15 protein-coding genes are annotated in these 17,175 nt (G+C 59.2%); 12 read left to right on the top strand and 3 right to left on the bottom strand.

Annotated features, from left to right (window positions below; all coding sequences use genetic code 11):
- The first annotated feature begins 29 nt into the window (after positions 1-29).
- Positions 30-1,199 carry a class I SAM-dependent methyltransferase gene (locus msub_RS05400; protein ID WP_048495067.1) on the top strand — a complete coding sequence of 390 codons (1,170 nt, stop codon included), beginning with the start codon at positions 30-32 and terminating at the stop codon, positions 1,197-1,199.
- Positions 1,200-1,222: 23 nt separating this feature from the next.
- On the opposite strand, the gene msub_RS05395 is transcribed toward msub_RS05400, so the two are convergent.
- Positions 1,223-1,843, bottom strand: coding sequence for a riboflavin synthase (locus msub_RS05395; RefSeq protein ID WP_048495066.1), 621 nt, complete (start codon positions 1,841-1,843; stop codon positions 1,223-1,225).
- Between the two features lie 156 nt (positions 1,844-1,999).
- Between msub_RS05395 and msub_RS05390 the strand changes: the two genes are divergently transcribed.
- From msub_RS05390 to msub_RS05370, 5 genes are read left to right on the top strand one after another with little or no spacing between them, the layout of a single operon-like run.
- Positions 2,000-2,899 carry a hypothetical protein gene (locus msub_RS05390; protein WP_048495065.1) on the top strand — a complete coding sequence of 300 codons (900 nt, stop codon included), beginning with the start codon at positions 2,000-2,002 and terminating at the stop codon, positions 2,897-2,899.
- A 59-nt stretch (positions 2,900-2,958) separates the two neighbouring features.
- A complete protein-coding gene (locus msub_RS05385; RefSeq protein WP_048495064.1) occupies positions 2,959-3,636 on the top strand; it encodes a TetR/AcrR family transcriptional regulator in 678 nt (225 codons plus the stop codon).
- A gap of 58 nt (positions 3,637-3,694) precedes the next feature.
- On the top strand, positions 3,695-4,186 hold the full coding sequence (locus msub_RS05380) for a L,D-transpeptidase (protein ID WP_048495063.1): 492 nt from the start codon (positions 3,695-3,697) through the stop codon (positions 4,184-4,186).
- Between the two features lie 24 nt (positions 4,187-4,210).
- Positions 4,211-5,434: a mechanosensitive ion channel family protein gene (locus tag msub_RS05375; protein WP_048495062.1), complete on the top strand. Its 1,224-nt coding sequence runs from the start codon at positions 4,211-4,213 to the stop codon at positions 5,432-5,434.
- Positions 5,431-6,219 carry an S-methyl-5'-thioinosine phosphorylase gene (locus msub_RS05370; RefSeq protein WP_048495061.1) on the top strand — a complete coding sequence of 263 codons (789 nt, stop codon included), beginning with the start codon at positions 5,431-5,433 and terminating at the stop codon, positions 6,217-6,219. Before msub_RS05375 ends, msub_RS05370 begins: the two co-directional genes overlap by 4 nt.
- Here msub_RS05370 and msub_RS05365 read toward each other — a convergent pair.
- Together msub_RS05365 and mfd are read right to left on the bottom strand one after the other, a co-directional pair.
- Entirely contained in the window at positions 6,194-7,021 is an 828-nt protein-coding gene (locus tag msub_RS05365) for a CsiV family protein (protein ID WP_048495060.1), read from the bottom strand. The genes msub_RS05370 and msub_RS05365 overlap by 26 nt on opposite strands.
- Before the next feature lie 29 nt (positions 7,022-7,050).
- On the bottom strand, positions 7,051-10,584 hold the full coding sequence (gene mfd / locus msub_RS05360) for a transcription-repair coupling factor (RefSeq protein ID WP_048495059.1): 3,534 nt from the start codon (positions 10,582-10,584) through the stop codon (positions 7,051-7,053).
- Between the two features lie 222 nt (positions 10,585-10,806).
- On the opposite strand from mfd, the gene msub_RS05355 reads away from it, so the two are divergent.
- From msub_RS05355 to nqrE, 6 genes are all read left to right on the top strand, one after another.
- Complete coding sequence (locus tag msub_RS05355) at positions 10,807-12,276, top strand: glyceraldehyde-3-phosphate dehydrogenase (protein WP_048495058.1); 1,470 nt, start codon at positions 10,807-10,809, stop codon at positions 12,274-12,276.
- A gap of 267 nt (positions 12,277-12,543) precedes the next feature.
- Complete coding sequence (locus tag msub_RS05350; RefSeq protein WP_048495057.1) at positions 12,544-13,890, top strand: Na(+)-translocating NADH-quinone reductase subunit A; 1,347 nt, start codon at positions 12,544-12,546, stop codon at positions 13,888-13,890.
- Positions 13,891-13,894: 4 nt separating this feature from the next.
- Positions 13,895-15,103: an NADH:ubiquinone reductase (Na(+)-transporting) subunit B gene (locus msub_RS05345; protein ID WP_048495056.1), complete on the top strand. Its 1,209-nt coding sequence runs from the start codon at positions 13,895-13,897 to the stop codon at positions 15,101-15,103.
- Entirely contained in the window at positions 15,096-15,899 is an 804-nt protein-coding gene (locus tag msub_RS05340) for a Na(+)-translocating NADH-quinone reductase subunit C (protein WP_048495055.1), read from the top strand. Before msub_RS05345 ends, msub_RS05340 begins: the two co-directional genes overlap by 8 nt.
- Positions 15,900-15,901: 2 nt before the next feature.
- A complete protein-coding gene (locus msub_RS05335) occupies positions 15,902-16,567 on the top strand; it encodes an NADH:ubiquinone reductase (Na(+)-transporting) subunit D (protein ID WP_048495054.1) in 666 nt (221 codons plus the stop codon).
- Positions 16,567-17,175: an NADH:ubiquinone reductase (Na(+)-transporting) subunit E gene (gene nqrE / locus msub_RS05330; RefSeq protein ID WP_048495053.1), complete on the top strand. Its 609-nt coding sequence runs from the start codon at positions 16,567-16,569 to the stop codon at positions 17,173-17,175. The genes msub_RS05335 and nqrE overlap by 1 nt, the downstream gene beginning before the upstream one ends.

Here is a 17,175-nt window from a genome sequence, read left to right as displayed (position 1 = left end):
TTATGAAAAGCGCCCGCAGGACCCCCGAAATGACAACTGCCGAACTGGTTTATTCCGACGGTACTTCCACCAAAAACCTGACCCTGAGCCGACCCGGAACGACCGCCCCGGAACTGCGGGCCTGGGATGCGGCGGACGAGCTTCTGATCGAGGAGGCCCTGAAAGCCGCCGCTGATGTTACCGGGCCCAGAATATTGATTGTTGACGATCAATTCGGCGCCCTGTCGCTCGGTCTCTCAGGCCTCTCGCCGGTCGTCGTTGCCGACAGCGCCACGCTGGACTCAGCGCTGAGCAGCAATGCGCCACTCAATCCTACTCTGGTCGCGCCGGGCCCGGTGTATAGCTGGCTTAACCCGCCCTCCGGGCCTTTTGAGCTCGTGGTGCTGCGGATACCAAGGCAGGCGGACTATCTGGCCTGGCTGCTGCGCTGGCTCAATGGCGTTCTGGCAGAATCCGGTGTTCTGCTTGCGGGCGGGATGATCAAACACGTGCCGGCCAGAAGCGTGGAGGTGTTTGCCGAAGCCGTTCACACCGAGCAGGTGTTGCCTGCCCGGAAGAAAGCACGGGTTATTCGTTGCCGGAAGGGGCGTGCCGATCTTGCCGGTTGGCCGGGGACCTGGAAAGGCTACGTTGTAAGCGGTCAGCGCGATCTGGAGGTTGAGGCGCTGCCGGCGGTGTTTGCCCGGGAAACGCTGGATATCGGCACCCGGTTACTCATGCCCCATGTGGCGAACGCTGCGGCCAGGGCCGAACCCGGCACCCGTATTCTCGATCTCGCCTGTGGCAATGGCGTACTTGGCCTGGCCGCGCTGGCGGTGCGGCGGGACCTGCAGGTGTGCTTCAGCGATGTGTCCAGTCAGGCGGTGGTCAGCGCCCGCCACAATGTCGAACGGTCGTTTCCTGGTGCCCTGCAGGCCTTTATACATGCCGATGGTATCGGGCCCGGCGAGGACAAATTTGACCTTATACTCCTGAATCCGCCGTTTCACGAAGGTGGGGTGGTCGGCGATCATATTGCTCAGCGCCTGTTCGACCAGGCCGCCCGGCATCTGGCACCAGGGGGAGTCTTTCTGATGGTTGGAAACCGGCACCTGGGCTATCACCGTAGCCTGCGGCGGTATTTCTCATCGGTCGATCAGATCGATGCCAGTCCCAAGTTCGTGGTCTTCCAGGCTGGCAATCGCCGACTGGCTGACTAACCGCTGTCTGGGCTGCTCGTTGATTAAACAGTAGGGGCCGGTCGGTCATAACCCATTCGTGCCAGGGTATCGACGATTGTCTGGGTCTGACTGTCTATTTCGATATTAACCCGCTGGCCTTCGTGGGCGGCGCCGAAGGTTGTGGCCCGGAGGGTTTCCGGAATCAGGTGGACATTGAACCGGTTACCCCGCACTTCTCCGATGGTCAGGCTGGCGCCATTAACGGCAATGTAGCCCTTGGGGAAAATGTAGCGGGTCCACTCATCGGGTACGGCAAACCAGAGGGTGACGTTGTTTTCCGGCCGCAGGATTTCCACGATTTCGGCGGTCGTGTGAACATGGCCAGACAGCAGGTGCCCGCCAATCTCATCCCCTATACGGGCCGCGCGCTCGAAATTCACCACGTCCCCGGCTTTCAGGCCCCCAAGTGTGGTCAGTCTCAGCGTCTCCTGCATGGCGTCAAAGCAAAGCGAGCTGCCCTGCTGGCGGGTGACGGTCAGACAGGTGCCATTGATAGCCACGGATGCGCCGATGCTGACGCCGTCAACGCGGTCTGCCGGGAAGCGGACAACAAAGGTGCTAAGACCGGGTTCGGCAGTGACCTCTTCAATGGTTGCGATACCCTGAACAATGCCTGTGAACATAACCTGACCTCATCGTATGGTGTGCCGCTGCCAGTATGGCAGGAGCGCAAAGGATAGCGAGCGGGCCGCCCGATGCCAAGGCGGCAGCAAAGGATTCAAGAATACGGCTTGATGGTCGATACCTGGTATAACCCATTTTGATCCGGACACGCTGCCATGGCAGAAAACCAGAGCAATGCCTCACAAGCCAAAACGCCTGCCCGGGCGCCGGTATTGCGGCCCGGCCGGCCGGCGGATCCGGTGCCAGGGGCCCCGGCGACATCTGCCCGCCCTTCGCCCTCTGTGCCTGACCCTGACCCGGAGGGCACTGTGGACTCCGCGGTGTCGGAGCCTGGATCCGATCCGTCAGCAGTGCCTGACCTTCAGGCTGGGCCCGACGAAGGCGGTGAAAAAAACAGCGGCAGTTCAGAGCAGGTGGTGGCGGAGTCCCGGCAACGCAAGCTTCGGCTGATGTTGCGACAATGCGACCGGGTACTGCTGATGGATTTTGATCTACTGGCCATGAACGACTGGCCGGATAATTACACTATGGCCGAAGCGCGCAGGAGCCGGGACCTTTGGCTATTCAGCGCACTGATTGCCGCCCTCGTGTTCCTGAGCGGTTTGACGGGATTTGTCCCGGCTTGGATTGCCGGCGGCGGGTTCGGGGCTTTTGTCATCATCCTGCTGCTGGGAATTCCTTCCGTTCGGCATATCTACACCTCCAGGCCGTCCTATCTGGATCTCATCGTTACCCGTCAGCGGATGCTTCGGGAGGCGAGGCGGCATGTGGCGCACCTGGAGGGCACGGACGGGCTTATCTGGCAGTGCGCGCAGATGTCCGATTTTAATCCCGCTCTGAGAAACGCCCGCTTCAGTCATCTGCTGAGGCTGTCGGAAAACCGCTCCCTGTCCCGCCAACTGAACCGGCGGGAGCACGTGCGGCTGTACCTGATATACCTGCTGGAGGCGGAGAAGGCGTACAGTCGGGTCCAGAAGGCTTTCTTTGAGGGCAATCAGAGCGCCATTGATCGTGGCTGGCGGGAGGTTGCGGCAGAGCCCGAGCCGAGAACTTGACATGGCTTCGGTTCAAACGTATGTTTCAAACAGACGTTTGCTAGAGGCATTGAAACAAAATGGCGCAATCTGACACCGTTGACCGGATTCTCGATGCAGCCGAAGAGCTGTTTGCCGACCGTGGTTTTTCCGAAACCTCGCTTCGCATGATTACCAGTAAGGCTAAAGTAAATCTGGCTGCTGTCAATTACCACTTTGGTTCAAAAAACGCGTTGATTCACGCCGTTTTTGCACGGTTTCTGACGCCGTTTTCGGCAACCCTGGAAAATGCCTTTGACGAGCTTGAAGAGCGCTGTGATGGTAAGCCGCCAACGCTGAACCAGACTCTCTGGGCCCTGACAGAAAGCGCCGTGCGAATGCCCCAGCGGAACGAGAAGGGTATCTCGATCTTCATGCGCCTGCTGGGCCTTGCCTACACCCAGTCCCAGGGGCACCTCCGGAAGTTTCTGGAGCAGGAGTACAGCGAGCCGTTCAGTCGTTTCATGCGGCTTCTCAAGGAAGCCACACCGCAGCTGTCGTCGGTCGACCGTTACTGGCGCATCCAGTTCATGCTCGGGGCAACGGCGTTCACCATGTCCAGCAGCGATGCCCTGCGAGACATACTGCAGAACAAGCTGGGTGTTGAAACCACCGTTCAGGAGATTGCGGCCCGGCTGGTGCCCTTCCTGGCCGCCGGCATGCAGGCTGAAGACGCCATGCTGATTCCCTCTCCCGGAAGCAAGGTCTCGGTTGCCTGAACTCCGCGCTCTCGGTTAGGCTTCTTTTTCAATTCCGAAAGGAGCCTGGCCAGTTTTAATGCATTTCACCACAGCCCGAATCGACATTGATCTGACGCGCCAGAGCCTCAGCCTTTTGGGTGCAGACGGGCAGGTGCTCGCCTGCTACCCGGTCTCCACAGCGCTCAACGGTCCCGGAGAGCAGGATGGCAGTGGCTGCACGCCCCGGGGCAGTCACTATATCCGTGCCAGCATTGGCGGCGGACTTCCTTCAGGAACCGTGTTCCGGGCCCGGCGACCTACCGGTGAAGTCTTCAACCCCGAACTTGCCCTGGCCCACCCCGGTCGCGACTGGATTCTGTCCCGGATTCTCTGGCTGTGTGGCCTGGAGTGGGGGAGAAACCGCGGCCCGGGTGTCGATACTTTCCGTCGCTTCATATACATTCACGGCACACCGAACAGTGAGCCCATGGGGGTGCCGCTGTCCCATGGCTGCGTGCGGATGCGAAATGCCGATGTGATTGATCTGTTTGGCCGGGTGGGGCCGGGCACCGCCGTTACCATCCGTTAAACCTTTTTTTATCAGAGGAATCCGATGATCGGGGAACTTGTGGCCATGGTGAATGGCTGGATTGAGAATTTCGGGCTGCTGTCTGAAGCCTGGCGCGTGGGAATCGTAGTGTTCGCGCTGGTGTTCGGCACCGCCACGGTGGCCTACATCGCCAGCCACATAATTGGCGCGCTGGAACGCCGGTTCAGCAAGACCAGGAACCTGTGGGATGACGCCCTTCTGCATGCGTCCCGGAAACCCGTGGTGGTATTCGTCTGGTTGCAGGGGGTGTACTGGGCCGCCGAGGTGGCACACCGGTACTCTGACGCCGAGATCTTCAAGGCCAATGAAACCGTGCTCAGAGTGGGCTTCGTGTTTGTTCTGGTCTGGACGGTTCTGCGCCTGATAAAGGAAGGCGAAGCGATATTGGTTTCGCCCGTGAAGATGAAAAAGCCCATGGACTACACCACCGTCAACGCGGTGAGCAAGTTGTCCCGGGCCGTGGTTATAATTACGGCGCTACTGACCCTTTTGCAATCCCTGGGCTACAGCATGTCCGGGGTTCTGGCATTCGGTGGCGTGGGCGGTATTGCCGTCGGTTTTGCCGCCAAGGATCTGCTGGCGAACTTCTTTGGCGGCTTTATCATCCATCTGGACCGGCCGTTCAAGGTGGGCGACTGGGTGCGCTCCCCCGACCGCAACATTGAAGGCACGGTGGAGCATATTGGCTGGCGGCTGACCACGGTGCGCACCTTCGACAAACGCCCGTTGTATGTTCCGAATGCCGTGTTTACCACCATCGCAGTTGAAAATCCGTCCCGCATGACCAACCGGCGGATCTCCGAAACCATCGGTATCCGTTATGCCGATGTCGGCCAGATTGCAACGATTGTGGCCGACATCAGGGCCATGCTTGAGCAACATGAAGACATAGACGCCAACCAGACCCTGATCGTGAACTTCCTTGAGTTCAACGCGTCGTCCCTGGATATCATGGTTTACACCTTTACCAAGACGGTCGAATGGGTTCGCTTCCATGAGGTGAAACAGGATGTGCTGCTGAAAATCAGCGACATTATCGTGGGTTACGGTGCCGAAGTGGCCTTTCCGACACGCACCTTGCACCTGCCCGAACGTATTCGTCTGGCGGCAGAGGAGCGTGAGGAGGCAGGCAGCTGGGATAAAGCGGCTGCTTCCGGGGATTCGTCTGCAAAAGCCGGGGAGCGCCAGACCGTTGGCGATCTGGATGAATCAGGAGAGTCAGAATGATATCGTCAGCAAAACCTCACCCCGTGGGCGTTATCGGTGGCACTGGTCTGACAACCCTGTCGGACCTGGAAATTACCGGCGAAAGGCAAGTCGAGACGCCCTGGGGCGTCCCTTCCGCGCCGCTGGTTGATGGCCGGTTGGGCGACCAGCCGGTGATCTTTCTGTCACGCCATGGCAATCCTCATCGCCTCCCGCCCCACCAGGTGAACTACCGTGCCAACCTTCAGGCTCTCTATGACAGCGGCGCGCGGACGGTTGTCGGCGTCAATGCGGTTGGCGGGATTCACCGTGACATGGGGCCGGCGCAGGTGGTGGTCCCCGACCAGATCATTGACTACACCTGGGGGCGCGCCAGTACGTTCTTTGAGGGCGATCTGCAGTCGGTCACCCATATTGATTTCACCTGGCCCTACGATGACAGCGCCCGCCAGATTCTGATTGATGCCGCTGGCGCGGAGAAGGTGCCATTCTCCGGCTTCGGAGTCTATGGGGCAACCCAGGGGCCGAGGCTGGAAACGGCGGCGGAGATCCTCCGGATGGAGCGGGACGGCTGTGATCTGGTGGGCATGACCGGGATGCCGGAAGCCGCGCTGGCGGCAGAGTTGGGTATGCGCTATGTCTGCCTCGGGCTGGTGGTTAACTGGGCGGCCGGCAAGTCCGACCACATCATCACCATGGCAGAAATTGAAGAGGCCATTGAGCAGGGGATGTCCGGTGTCAGGCGCATCCTGGAAGTCTCAATAGCCAGCCTCGGTGCGCTTACTCCGCTGCCTCAATGCTCTTGAAGAAAATCAGGACGCCGATGGTGGGGGAGTCCAGAAAGTGGATTTCCTCGCTGCGCATCCGGCGGGTTTCCCGAATCCAGGTGAGCAGTTCCAGCGGGACCGGTTCAGCCCTCAGCGCTTGCGCTTGAACGGCCAGGTTGCCAGTTGAGGCAGTGGCCGGGGCTGCTGCGCCTTCAGGCGTCGAGGCGCCATCAGCGGCGGTCGTCGGGATTTGTCCGGCCATCGGCTCATTGAGCGCCTGCTGTGCGGGCGCGGCGCGCTGCCAGTGATTCAGGTGAACATTGACATGTAGATAGCGCTCGCGGTCGATGGTGATGTGGCCTTCTATCTCCCGGGTTGCGGCACCCTCAATCCAGTCGCCGACCGCAACCCTCAGGGGGCTGCCCTCATAATTCGGTGGGAAGGCCTGGTACCAGCCTGCCCTTGCCAGCACGCGATACCGGCCACTGCGTTCCAGACGCGCGGCTGCGTTTGCCAGATACAGCTCGTTCGGGGGTACCAGGTCCAGCGTGCTTTCTGTGGCGCCGCCCTGAAGCACTGACCAGAGCACCTCGTCGGTTTTCACCGGCGGCTCCACGTCGCGATCCGACATGTGCTCATTCACCGCCTCGGGCTCGACAATCCGCTCAACAATCACGAATTCAGCGCGGTAATAGTCCTCCGGAACGGGTTTGCCCGGTGCCAGTGGCAGATTGTCGCGCTCTGGTTGCTGGGCATGGCCGGGGATTGCAAAGGTCAGCAGAATTGCTGCCAGAAAGGCCCGTGTCGCGTATCGGTACGAGCGAATTCCATCAATCTGCAAGGGTAGTACTCCACATGTTGATCGGGCGTTCATGAGCCGGATGCGCCACGCTTTTCAGGCTTCAGTTCGCCTAGCATCCGGGAAACACCGTCGAGTTTACCACCGGTTGTCGTATCCTTCAGCCGGAACCGGAAGCTGTTGGCGCCTTCAAGCCGATACTGGTCAGGGCCGGATTGCACTTTTTTAACAAGAACCAGCGGGTCGACCGGCGTGGAGCTGCCAAACTCCAGCCGCGCCCATTCCTTGCCAGCATCGACTTTTACAATGCCCAGAGCCTCTGCCTGGAGCCTGAGCTCGGTCTGGCGGATCAGGTTCTTGGCCGAATCCGGTAATAATCCGAACCGGTCGATCATCTCAACCTGAAGTTCTTTTAATGCGTTAATGTTATCCACGCTGGCAATGCGCTTGTACAGCATCAGCCGGTTATGGACATCCGGCAGGTAATCCTCGGGAATCAGGGCCGGAATGCGCAGGTTCATTTCGGTGCCATGGCTCAGTGGCAGGTCGGCATTGGGCGTCCGGCCCTCCCGTATCGCCTTGACGGCCTCGTCCAGCAGTTGCATGTACAGGGTAAAACCGATGCTTTCGATCTGGCCACTCTGTTCTTCGCCGAGCAACTCGCCGGCACCCCGGATTTCCAGGTCGTGGGTGGCAAGCATGAAGCCGGCGCCCAGATCCTGGGCTTCCGAGATGGCGTCCAGCCGTTTTTTTGCATCGGAGCTGATGGCCTTGGGGGGTGGCGTCAGCAGGTAAGCGTAGGCCTGGTGGTGCGAGCGACCCACCCGGCCGCGGAGCTGGTGCAACTGTGCCAGACCGAACTTGTCGGCCCGTTCGATAATGATGGTATTTGCGCTGGGAATGTCGATGCCGGTTTCGATGATGGTGGTGCACACCAGCACATTGAACCGCTTGTGGTAGAAATCGGACATGATCTGTTCCAGGTCCCGCTCCCGCATCTGGCCATGAGCCACGCCCACGCGGGCTTCAGGGATCAGTGCCCGAAGGTCCTCGGCGGTCTTTTCAATGGTCGCGACATCATTGTGCAGGAAGTACACCTGGCCGCCCCGGAGAATCTCCCGGAGGATGGCTTCCTTGACCATGGGGTTGTCACGCTGCCGGACAAAGGTTTTTACCGACAGCCGCCTGGCCGGCGGCGTGGCGATGATCGACAGGTCCCTCAGGTGGCCCATGGCCATGTTGAGCGTGCGGGGAATCGGTGTCGCTGTCAGGGTGAGCATGTCGACTTCCGCTCTCAACGCCTTAAATTTTTCTTTCTGCTGAACCCCGAATCGGTGCTCTTCGTCGATGATCACCAGCCCGAGGTTCTTGAACCGGATGTCGCCCTGAAGCAGTTTGTGGGTGCCGATCACGATGTCGGCCTTACCGTTTTCAATGGCGTCCATCGCCTTGCTGGTCTGGCCGGCCGACCGGAAGCGGCTGAGCAGTTCCACCTGTACCGCAGTGTCGGAAAAGCGGTCGCGGAAGGATTCGTAGTGTTGCTGGGCCAGCAGGGTTGTCGGTACCAGCACGGCCACCTGTTTGCCGGACCAGGTGGCCATAAAGGCGGCGCGCATGGCCACTTCGGTTTTTCCGAAGCCGACGTCGCCACAGACAAGCCGGTCCATCGGGCGTTCGCTGGTCATATCCTCAATAACCGACTCGATGGCGATCTGCTGGTCGGGGGTCTCCTCGAAGGGGAACCCGGCGGCAAAGGCCCGGTAGGCCTCTTTCGGGTCTTCAAAGCTGAAACCCTTGCGAGCCTCCCGGCGGGCGTAGACATCCAGCAGTTCGGCAGCGGTGTCGCGGATTTTCTCCAGCGCTTTCTGCTTGGTTGTGCTCCAGCGATCCGTGCCGAGTTTGTGCAGCGGGGCGTGCTCGGTGTCGTTACCGGCGTAACGGGAGATCAGATGCAGGCTGGATACCGGTACATAGAGCTTGGAGCCGCCGGCGTACTCCAGCATCAGAAATTCACTGGCATCGCCCTCAACGGTAATGGTTTCCAGGCCCCGGTAACGGCCGACACCATGGTCAATATGCACGACCGGCGCGCCTATGCGCAGTTCCGACAGGTCACGGAAGCCGGAATCGTCGGTTTCCGTCGGCTTGTCCCGTCGCCGTCTCTGCAGCACCCGTTCCCCGAACAGTGCGGTTTCGGTAATCAGCGCGAGCCCGTGCTCCGGCAGCAGGAGTCCCTGCTCCATGGGGGCGATGGTGATCCCCAGCGGGCAGTCGCTGTCCTGCACAAAGGCCTGCCAGCCGGCCAGTGTCTCCAGTTCAAGGCCCTGGTCTCCCAGGTTGTCGATCAGCGCCTCGCGGCGGCCGGAGGATTCCGCGCAGATCAGCACCCGGCCACTGAACGCCCCGAGAAACCGCTTCAGGCGGCCGGAGGGGTCGGCAGCGCGGCCGTCCATGGCAATATCGGGTAGGGATTCACTCGGGCAGTTGACCGCTCCGGCGGCATCGGAGGTTTGTGAGGAGAGCGATACCCGTGGAAACCCCTTCAGGTAACCGAACAGTTCATCCTGCTGCAGGAACAGGCGGCCAGGTGGCAGGATGGGCCGCAGCCGGTCGTGCCGGCGGTCTTCGTAGCGGTCCCGGGTTTCGGAATCGAAGTGGCTGACGGCGTCGTTCAGCTCCGCCGCCGTGAACACATGGGTTGTGCCGGGCAGATAATCGAACAGCGTCGCTGTTTCGTCGAAGAACAGGGGCAGGTAGTACTCGATGCCCGGCGGCGTAATGCCCTGGGTGACATCCTGATAGATCGGTGTGTCCTTGTCGGCGTTGGGAAACTGCTCAAACCAGCGGCTGCGGAACCCCGAGCGGGCTTCCTTGTGCCAGGGAAATTCGTAAGCCGGCAGCAGTTCGATCCGATCAATACGATCGATGGATCGCTGGCTCTCCGGGTCAAAGGTGCGGAGGGTTTCAATCTCGTCATCGAACAGATCGATCCGGTAGGGCTGGCTGGCCCCCATGGGAAAGATGTCGAGGATTGCCCCGCGGACGGCATATTCGCCATGCTCGTAGACATTCTCCGCGTGTCGGTATCCCGCGGCTTCCAGTTGCATCCGCCAGTTGGCGATGTCCACGGACTGGCCGACTTCCAGTAACAGGGTGTTGCCCTGGAGGTAGCTGACCGGAGGCAGCCGGTGCATCAGGGTCCGTGCCGGCACCACGAGCACGCCGTGGCTGGTTGAGGGCAACCGGTGCAGGGTGCGGATGCGCCGCGAGGTGATGTCCTGGTGCGGCGAGAACAGGTCATAGGGCAGGGTTTCCCAGTCTGGAAGCGACAGCAGTTCCAGGCCGTCCTCGCTGATTGCCGGACCATCCTCCTCAGCGGCCAGGCCGAGGAAAAAGCGCATGGCCTGTTCCAGGCGGATGGCATCGTCGGTGCTGCGGGTGATGACCAGGGTCAGGCCCTTGTGGGCGCGGGCGCTTTCACAGATGGCCAGCGCGTCACTGCTGCCGTGCAATTGGCCCCAAAGGCGATGATCGGCCGGCCGGGTTGGAAACTCCGGGGCGATCAGGGTCTGGGCTGGCGGGCGGGTGGTTGCACCTTGGCTCATGGGCAGTCTGGTTCTCCTGCAGTGGATGTCCGGGAGGCGGCGAGCCGCGTATTCTAACGCCCGGAGCTGACGCTGTCATGGCGGCTGCGGCCGGCGGCTTTCAGGGTTTGTGGCCGAAAGCGGATGTCTACGAAGGTCTTGGCCGCCCGTATTTGCGGTCGACCGGATTAAGTTGGATAATATGCGCCCCAATTTCCAAGTGCCAATTGCCGAGGTCACAGCGTGAGTCACGAACAGATCAATCAGTACCTGTCCAACTGGACTGAACGAGAATCCACTGCGGAAGCCATGATTCCGCTGATCGGCCGTCTCTACCGCAAGAACAACGTGGTGACTTCTGTCTATGGCCGCGCAATCATTAACCAGTCTGTTATCGATATCATCCGGGCCCACCGGTTCGTGCGTCAGGTTGAAGATAGCGAGCTGTCTGTGTGCGACACCCTGCCGATCCTCGAGGCCATGGACAAGCTTGATCTTGGCCGTGCCCACATTGATATCGGCAAGCTGGCGGTCAAGTTCAAGGAAGAGGGCGGTGACCTCACCGACTTCCTGCAGCGCGAGATTGGTCCCGTGATTGGCCAGTACGCAGCCCAGTCCGAGGAAGATGCCAACAACGACACCAAGGACGTGGTTCTGTACGGTTTCGGCCGAATTGGTCGGCTTCTGGCGCGGATCCTGATCGAGAAGGCCGGCGGCGGTAACAACCTGCGCCTGCGGGCGATCGTGGTTCGCCAGGGTGGTGCCGAGAATGATCTGGAGAAGCGTGCAAGCCTGCTGCGCCGCGACTCGGTTCACGGTCCGTTTGACGGCACGATTTCCGTTGACGAAAAGGAATCGGCGCTTATTGCCAACGGTAACTACATCAAGGTTATCTATTCCGATGGTCCCGACAAGGTGGACTACACCCAGTACGGCATTAACAACGCCATCGTGGTTGATAATACCGGTAAATGGCGTGACGAAGCGGGCCTGGGCCTGCATCTGAAGTCCAGGGGCGTAAGCCGGGTGATCCTGACCGCGCCGGGCAAGGGCGACATCAAGAACATCGTGTATGGCATCAACAATGACTGGATCACCGATGACGACAAGATCCTGTCGGCTGCGTCCTGTACCACCAATGCCATTACGCCGGTCCTGAAGGCGATTGAGGACGAGTACGGAATCGAAGACGGGCACGTTGAGACCGTCCACTCCTACACCAACGACCAGAACCTGATTGACAACTACCACAAGGGCAGCCGCCGTGGCCGCAGTGCCGCCCTGAATATGGTGATCACTGAAACCGGCGCAGCCAAGGCGGTTGCCAAGGCACTGCCGGTTCTCAAGGGCAAGCTGACTGGTAACGCCATTCGGGTGCCGACCCCGAACGTCTCGATGGCCATTCTGAATCTCAACCTCAAGAAGGAGGTTGATGTGGAAGGTGTCAATGAATACCTCCGGGAAATGGCCCTGCACTCCGAGTTGCAGAAGCAGATCGATTTCGTGAACTCGCCGGAAGTCGTTTCCACCGACTTTGTGGGTTCCCGCCATGCCGGTATCGTGGACGCCCAGGCAACCATTGCCAGTGGCAAGCGACTGATCCTGTACGTCTGGTATGACAACGAATTCGGTTACAGCGCCCAGGTAATCCGGGTGGTCAATCAGATGGCTGGCGTTAACTACCCCATCTTCCCCAAGCGCGCGCGCGACTGATCGCTCCGGGCCGGGTTTCTGACCCGGGAAGCGTGAAAACCCCGACAGTTTTTGCTGTCGGGGTTTTTTGTTTTTCCGATCTGTGAGTTGTGCGGTTTACGTTCGGGCACAAACCTGTTCCGGTTTCTGGTGGAAATAGGTTTCCTTAATCTCTATAATTGGCGCGATTTTGGGTACGTCTGGCACCCCGTTTCTCAACGTTTTCTGGGCCGCAGGGGTTGGGCGTTACAAATCCTTTGAATAGTTTCTGATGATTGGACGAGGCTAATGATTAAGATCAAAAAAGGCCTGGATCTTCCCATCAGCGGCGCTCCCCAACAGACCATTACAGACGGCAAACCCGTTCGCCACGTGGCGTTGATCGGTTTTGACTACAACGGCATGAAGCCGACGATGGCTGTGAAAGAGGGGGACCGTGTCAAGCGCGGTACGCTGCTGTTCACGGACAAGAAGACCGAAGGCGTTCGTTATACTTCACCCGCCGCCGGCGTAGTGAAAGAGATCAACCGTGGGGAGCGTCGTGTTTTCCAGTCAATCGTTATCGAGATCGATGGCGACGAGGCTGAATCCTTCGCGCGTTATAGTGCCGCAGATCTGGCCGGCCTTGAGCGCCAGCAGGTCGTTGACAACCTGGTCGAATCCGGCTTGTGGACAGCGTTTAAAACGCGTCCGTACAGCAAGGTTCCGGAAATTGACTCGGCGCCTCACTCCATTTTCGTGTCCGTGATGGACACCAATCCGCTGGCAGCCGATCCGACCGTTATTATCGGTGAGAACAGCCAGGCCTTTGAACACGGCCTGACCATCCTGACCAGGCTGACCACTGGCAAGGTGTTTGTCACTGGCAAGCCAGGCTCCAATGTTGCCGTTCCCAAACACGATGCGGTCGAAGTGCAGCAGTTCGACGGCGTCCACCCTGCCGGTAATGTCGGTACCCATATCCACCATCTGGATCCGGTATCCGGCAGCAAAACGGTCTGGTCCATCAACTACCAGGATGTGATCGATATCGCCCGACTGTTCGAAACCGGTGAAGTACCGGTCGAGCGAATTGTGGCTATTGGTGGCCCCAAAGCGGTGAAGCCCCGGCTGGTCCGTACCCGTTTGGGTGCCAGCCTGCCGGAACTTCTGGACGGTGAGGTTGCCACAGACTGTGAGGTGCGCCTGATCTCCGGCTCCGTGTTCGGTGGCCGTCGCGGCGATGGCCCCTGCGCCTATCTGGGCCGTTTCGCCAACCAGGTGTCCGTTCTGGAAGAAGGCAACAAGCGCGAGTTCATGGGTTGGCTGTCGCCCGGTGCCAACAAGTTCTCGATCATGAATATTTACCTGTCCAAGCTGGTTGGTGGCAAACGGTTTGATATGACGACCACCACCAACGGTAGTGAGCGGGCGATGGTGCCGGTCGGGGTCTATGAAAAGGTGATGCCACTGGACATCCTGCCTACCCAGTTGTTGCGGTCACTGATTGTGGGCGACACGGAAATGGCGCAGAAGCTGGGCGCGTTGGAACTGGATGAAGAGGATCTGGCACTGTGTACCTTCGTGTGCCCGGGTAAATATGAATATGGTCCGATTCTCCGCGAGAACCTGACCCGAATCGAGATCGAGGGCTAATACGATGGCTATCAGACAGTTTCTCGATGGAATCGAGCATCACTTTGAAAAAGGTGGCAAGTACGAGCGCTGGTATGCGCTCTACGAGGCGGTAGATACCATTTTCTACTCGCCGGCGAGCGTGACCTCCACCACCTCCCACGTGCGCGATGGTATTGACCTGAAGCGCATTATGATCACGGTGTGGCTGTGTACCTTCCCGGCGATGTTCTTCGGTATGTGGAATATCGGCTTTCAGGCCAACAGTTATCTGGCGGCCAATCCGGAGGCCATGATTGCTGACGGAGGCCTGCGTACTGCCTTTATCCAGGCCCTGGCCGTAACCGGAGCCGCTGCCGGAGTCTGGGATAACTTCGTTTATGGCCTGGCCTACTTCGTGCCCATCTACTTCGTGACCTTCGTAGTGGGTGGCTTCTGGGAAGTCCTGTTTGCCACCGTGCGCCGCCATGAAGTTAACGAAGGCTTCTTCGTAACTTCAATCCTGTTTGCCCTGATCTGCCCGCCCACGATCCCGCTGTGGCAGGTGGCATTGGGTATCTCCTTCGGTGTGGTCATCGGTAAGGAAGTGTTCGGCGGTACCGGCAAGAACTTCCTGAATCCGGCCCTGACCGGCCGCGCCTTCCTGTACTTTGCGTACCCGGCACAGATCTCCGGCGACACCATCTGGACCGCAGTTGACGGCTTCAGTGGCGCCACCGCCCTGAGCTGGGCAGCGTCGGGAGGCCTGGAAGCGCTGCAGCAGAACATCGGCTGGATGAATGCTTTCATCGGCACCATCCAGGGCTCCGTGGGTGAAACCTCCACCCTGGCAATCCTGATCGGTGGCCTGATCCTGCTGGTCATGAAGATTGCGTCCTACCGGATTGTCGGTGGTGTCCTGATTGGCATGATCGGCATGTCGCTGGTGTTCAATCTGATCGGCTCGAACACCAACCCGATGTTTGCCGTGCCGGCATACTGGCATCTGGTCATGGGTGGTTTCGCCTTTGGCATGATGTTCATGGCCACCGACCCGGTGTCGGCGGCGATGACCAATACCGGCCGCTGGTGCTTCGGCATTCTGGTGGGCGTGATGACGGTGCTGATCCGTGTGGTCAACCCGGCGTTCCCGGAGGGCATCATGCTTGCGATTCTGTTCGCCAACCTGTTCGCGCCGCTGATGGATCATTTCGTGGTCCAGGCCAACATCAAACGGAGGCTTGCACGTGGCTAAATCCAGGGAAACTGTCACCAGAACGGTTTTGGTTGCGTTGGTACTGAGTGTTTTCTTCTCGGTGATCGTGTCGAGCGCCGCCGTAATGCTCAAACCGTTGCAGGTTAAAAACCAGAATCTGAACATCAAGACCAACATTCTGGCAGCCGCCGATATGCTGCCGGCAAGCCCCAGCCCGGACGAGATCGAAGAGGCCTTCGCCAAATTCGAGGTCAAGCTGGTTAACCTGAAAACCGGAGAATACGTGGAACCCAGTTTCGTGGGTGTCAAGGAGCCGATGAGTTACGACATGTACAAGGCGGCCTCCAACCCGAAACTGTCTACGGACATTCCGGCAGACCAGGACAAGGCGGGTATCGGTCGGCGCCCGGATGTCGCCAAGGTCTACATACTCCGCGACAATGGGGAGCTGAAGAAGGTGGTTCTGCCGATTCACGGTTATGGCCTGTGGTCCACACTTTACGGGTTCGTTTCCCTGAAGGGCGATGCCAACACCATTGAAGGGCTTGGCTTCTACCAGCAGGCGGAAACCCCGGGCCTGGGCGGTGAAGTCGACAACCCGCGCTGGAAAGCCCAATGGGAGGGCAAGGTGGTCTATGGCGAGGATATGACCGAGCCGAAGATCCAGCTCGTCAAGGGCGGGGTGACGGAAAACACCAAGAACAAGCAACACAAGGTGGATGCCCTGTCGGGCGCCACGCTCACCAGCCGGGGTGTTCAAAACCTTGTCAATTATTGGTTGGGTGACCGTGGCTATGCCCAGTACCTGAAAAACTTGCGCCAAGGGGAGGTCTGATCATGGCAAATGCATCAGCCAAACAGGTTCTTTTCGAACCGATTTTCAGTAATAACCCGATTGCATTGCAGATTCTGGGTATCTGCTCCGCACTGGCGGTGACATCCAGCCTGAGCGTCACTATCGTAATGTGTATTTCGGTGACTGCGGTAACTGCCTTCTCCAGCATGGCGATCTCCCTGATCCGTGCCCAGATCCCGGGCAGCATCCGGATCATCGTGCAGATGACGATCATTGCCTCCCTGGTTATTGTGGTGGATCAGTTGCTCAAGGCTTACGCCTATGAAATCAGCAAACAGTTGTCTGTGTTTGTTGGTCTGATTATCACCAACTGTATTGTTATGGGCCGTGCCGAAGGCTTTGCCATGCAGAATGGCCCCTGGCTAAGCTTCCTTGACGGTATCGGTAATGGCCTTGGCTACTCGGTTCTGCTGCTGTTCGTGGGCTTCTGGCGCGAGCTGTTCGGCTCGGGCTCGCTGTTCGGCTTCACGATCCTGACGCCGGTGAGTGATGGTGGCTGGTATGTGACCAACGGCTTGCTGCTGCTGCCACCGAGCGCGTTCTTTATTATCGGTCTGAGCATCTGGGCGCTGCGCACCTGGAAGCCTGATCAGGTTGAAGAGCCTGATTACAAACTGTCTGCTCACAAAGTCCGGGAGGCCTTCTGATGGAACATTATCTGAGTCTTCTGGTAAAGGCGGTTTTCATTGAAAACATGGCACTGGCCTTCTTCCTCGGGATGTGTACGTTTATCGCGATTTCCAAGAAGATCGAGGCCGCTATTGGCCTCGGTATTGCGGTTGTCGTGGTTCTGACGATTACCGTCCCGGTGAATAATCTCATCTACAACTACGTGTTGAGAGAAGGGGCGCTGGACTGGGCCGGGTTGCCCAATACCGACCTGAGTTTCCTCGGTCTGATCACCTACATCGGTGTTATCGCCGCCATCGTTCAGATCATGGAGATGGTGATGGATAAATACATCCCGGCGCTGTACGCCGCGCTGGGTGTGTTTCTGCCTCTGATCACCGTGAACTGCGCCATTCTGGGAGCGGCACTGTTCATGGTCGAGCGTGACTATGAGTTCGGTGAGAGCGTTGTCTACGGTTTTGGCGCCGGCCTGGGCTGGGCCCTGGCCATCGTTGCCCTGGCGGGCATCCGGGAGAAGCTGAAGTACAGTGACGTGCCTCCCGGCCTTCGTGGTCTTGGTATCACATTCATAACCGTTGGGCTGATGTCCCTGGGCTTTATGTCCTTCTCCGGCATCTCCCTGTAA

The sequence above is a fragment of the Marinobacter subterrani genome, from assembly GCF_001045555.1.
Lineage (GTDB): Bacteria > Pseudomonadota > Gammaproteobacteria > Pseudomonadales > Oleiphilaceae > Marinobacter > Marinobacter subterrani.
The sequence above is the reverse complement of the archived record's forward strand: the minus strand, read 5'-3'. Positions and strand labels throughout refer to the sequence as shown.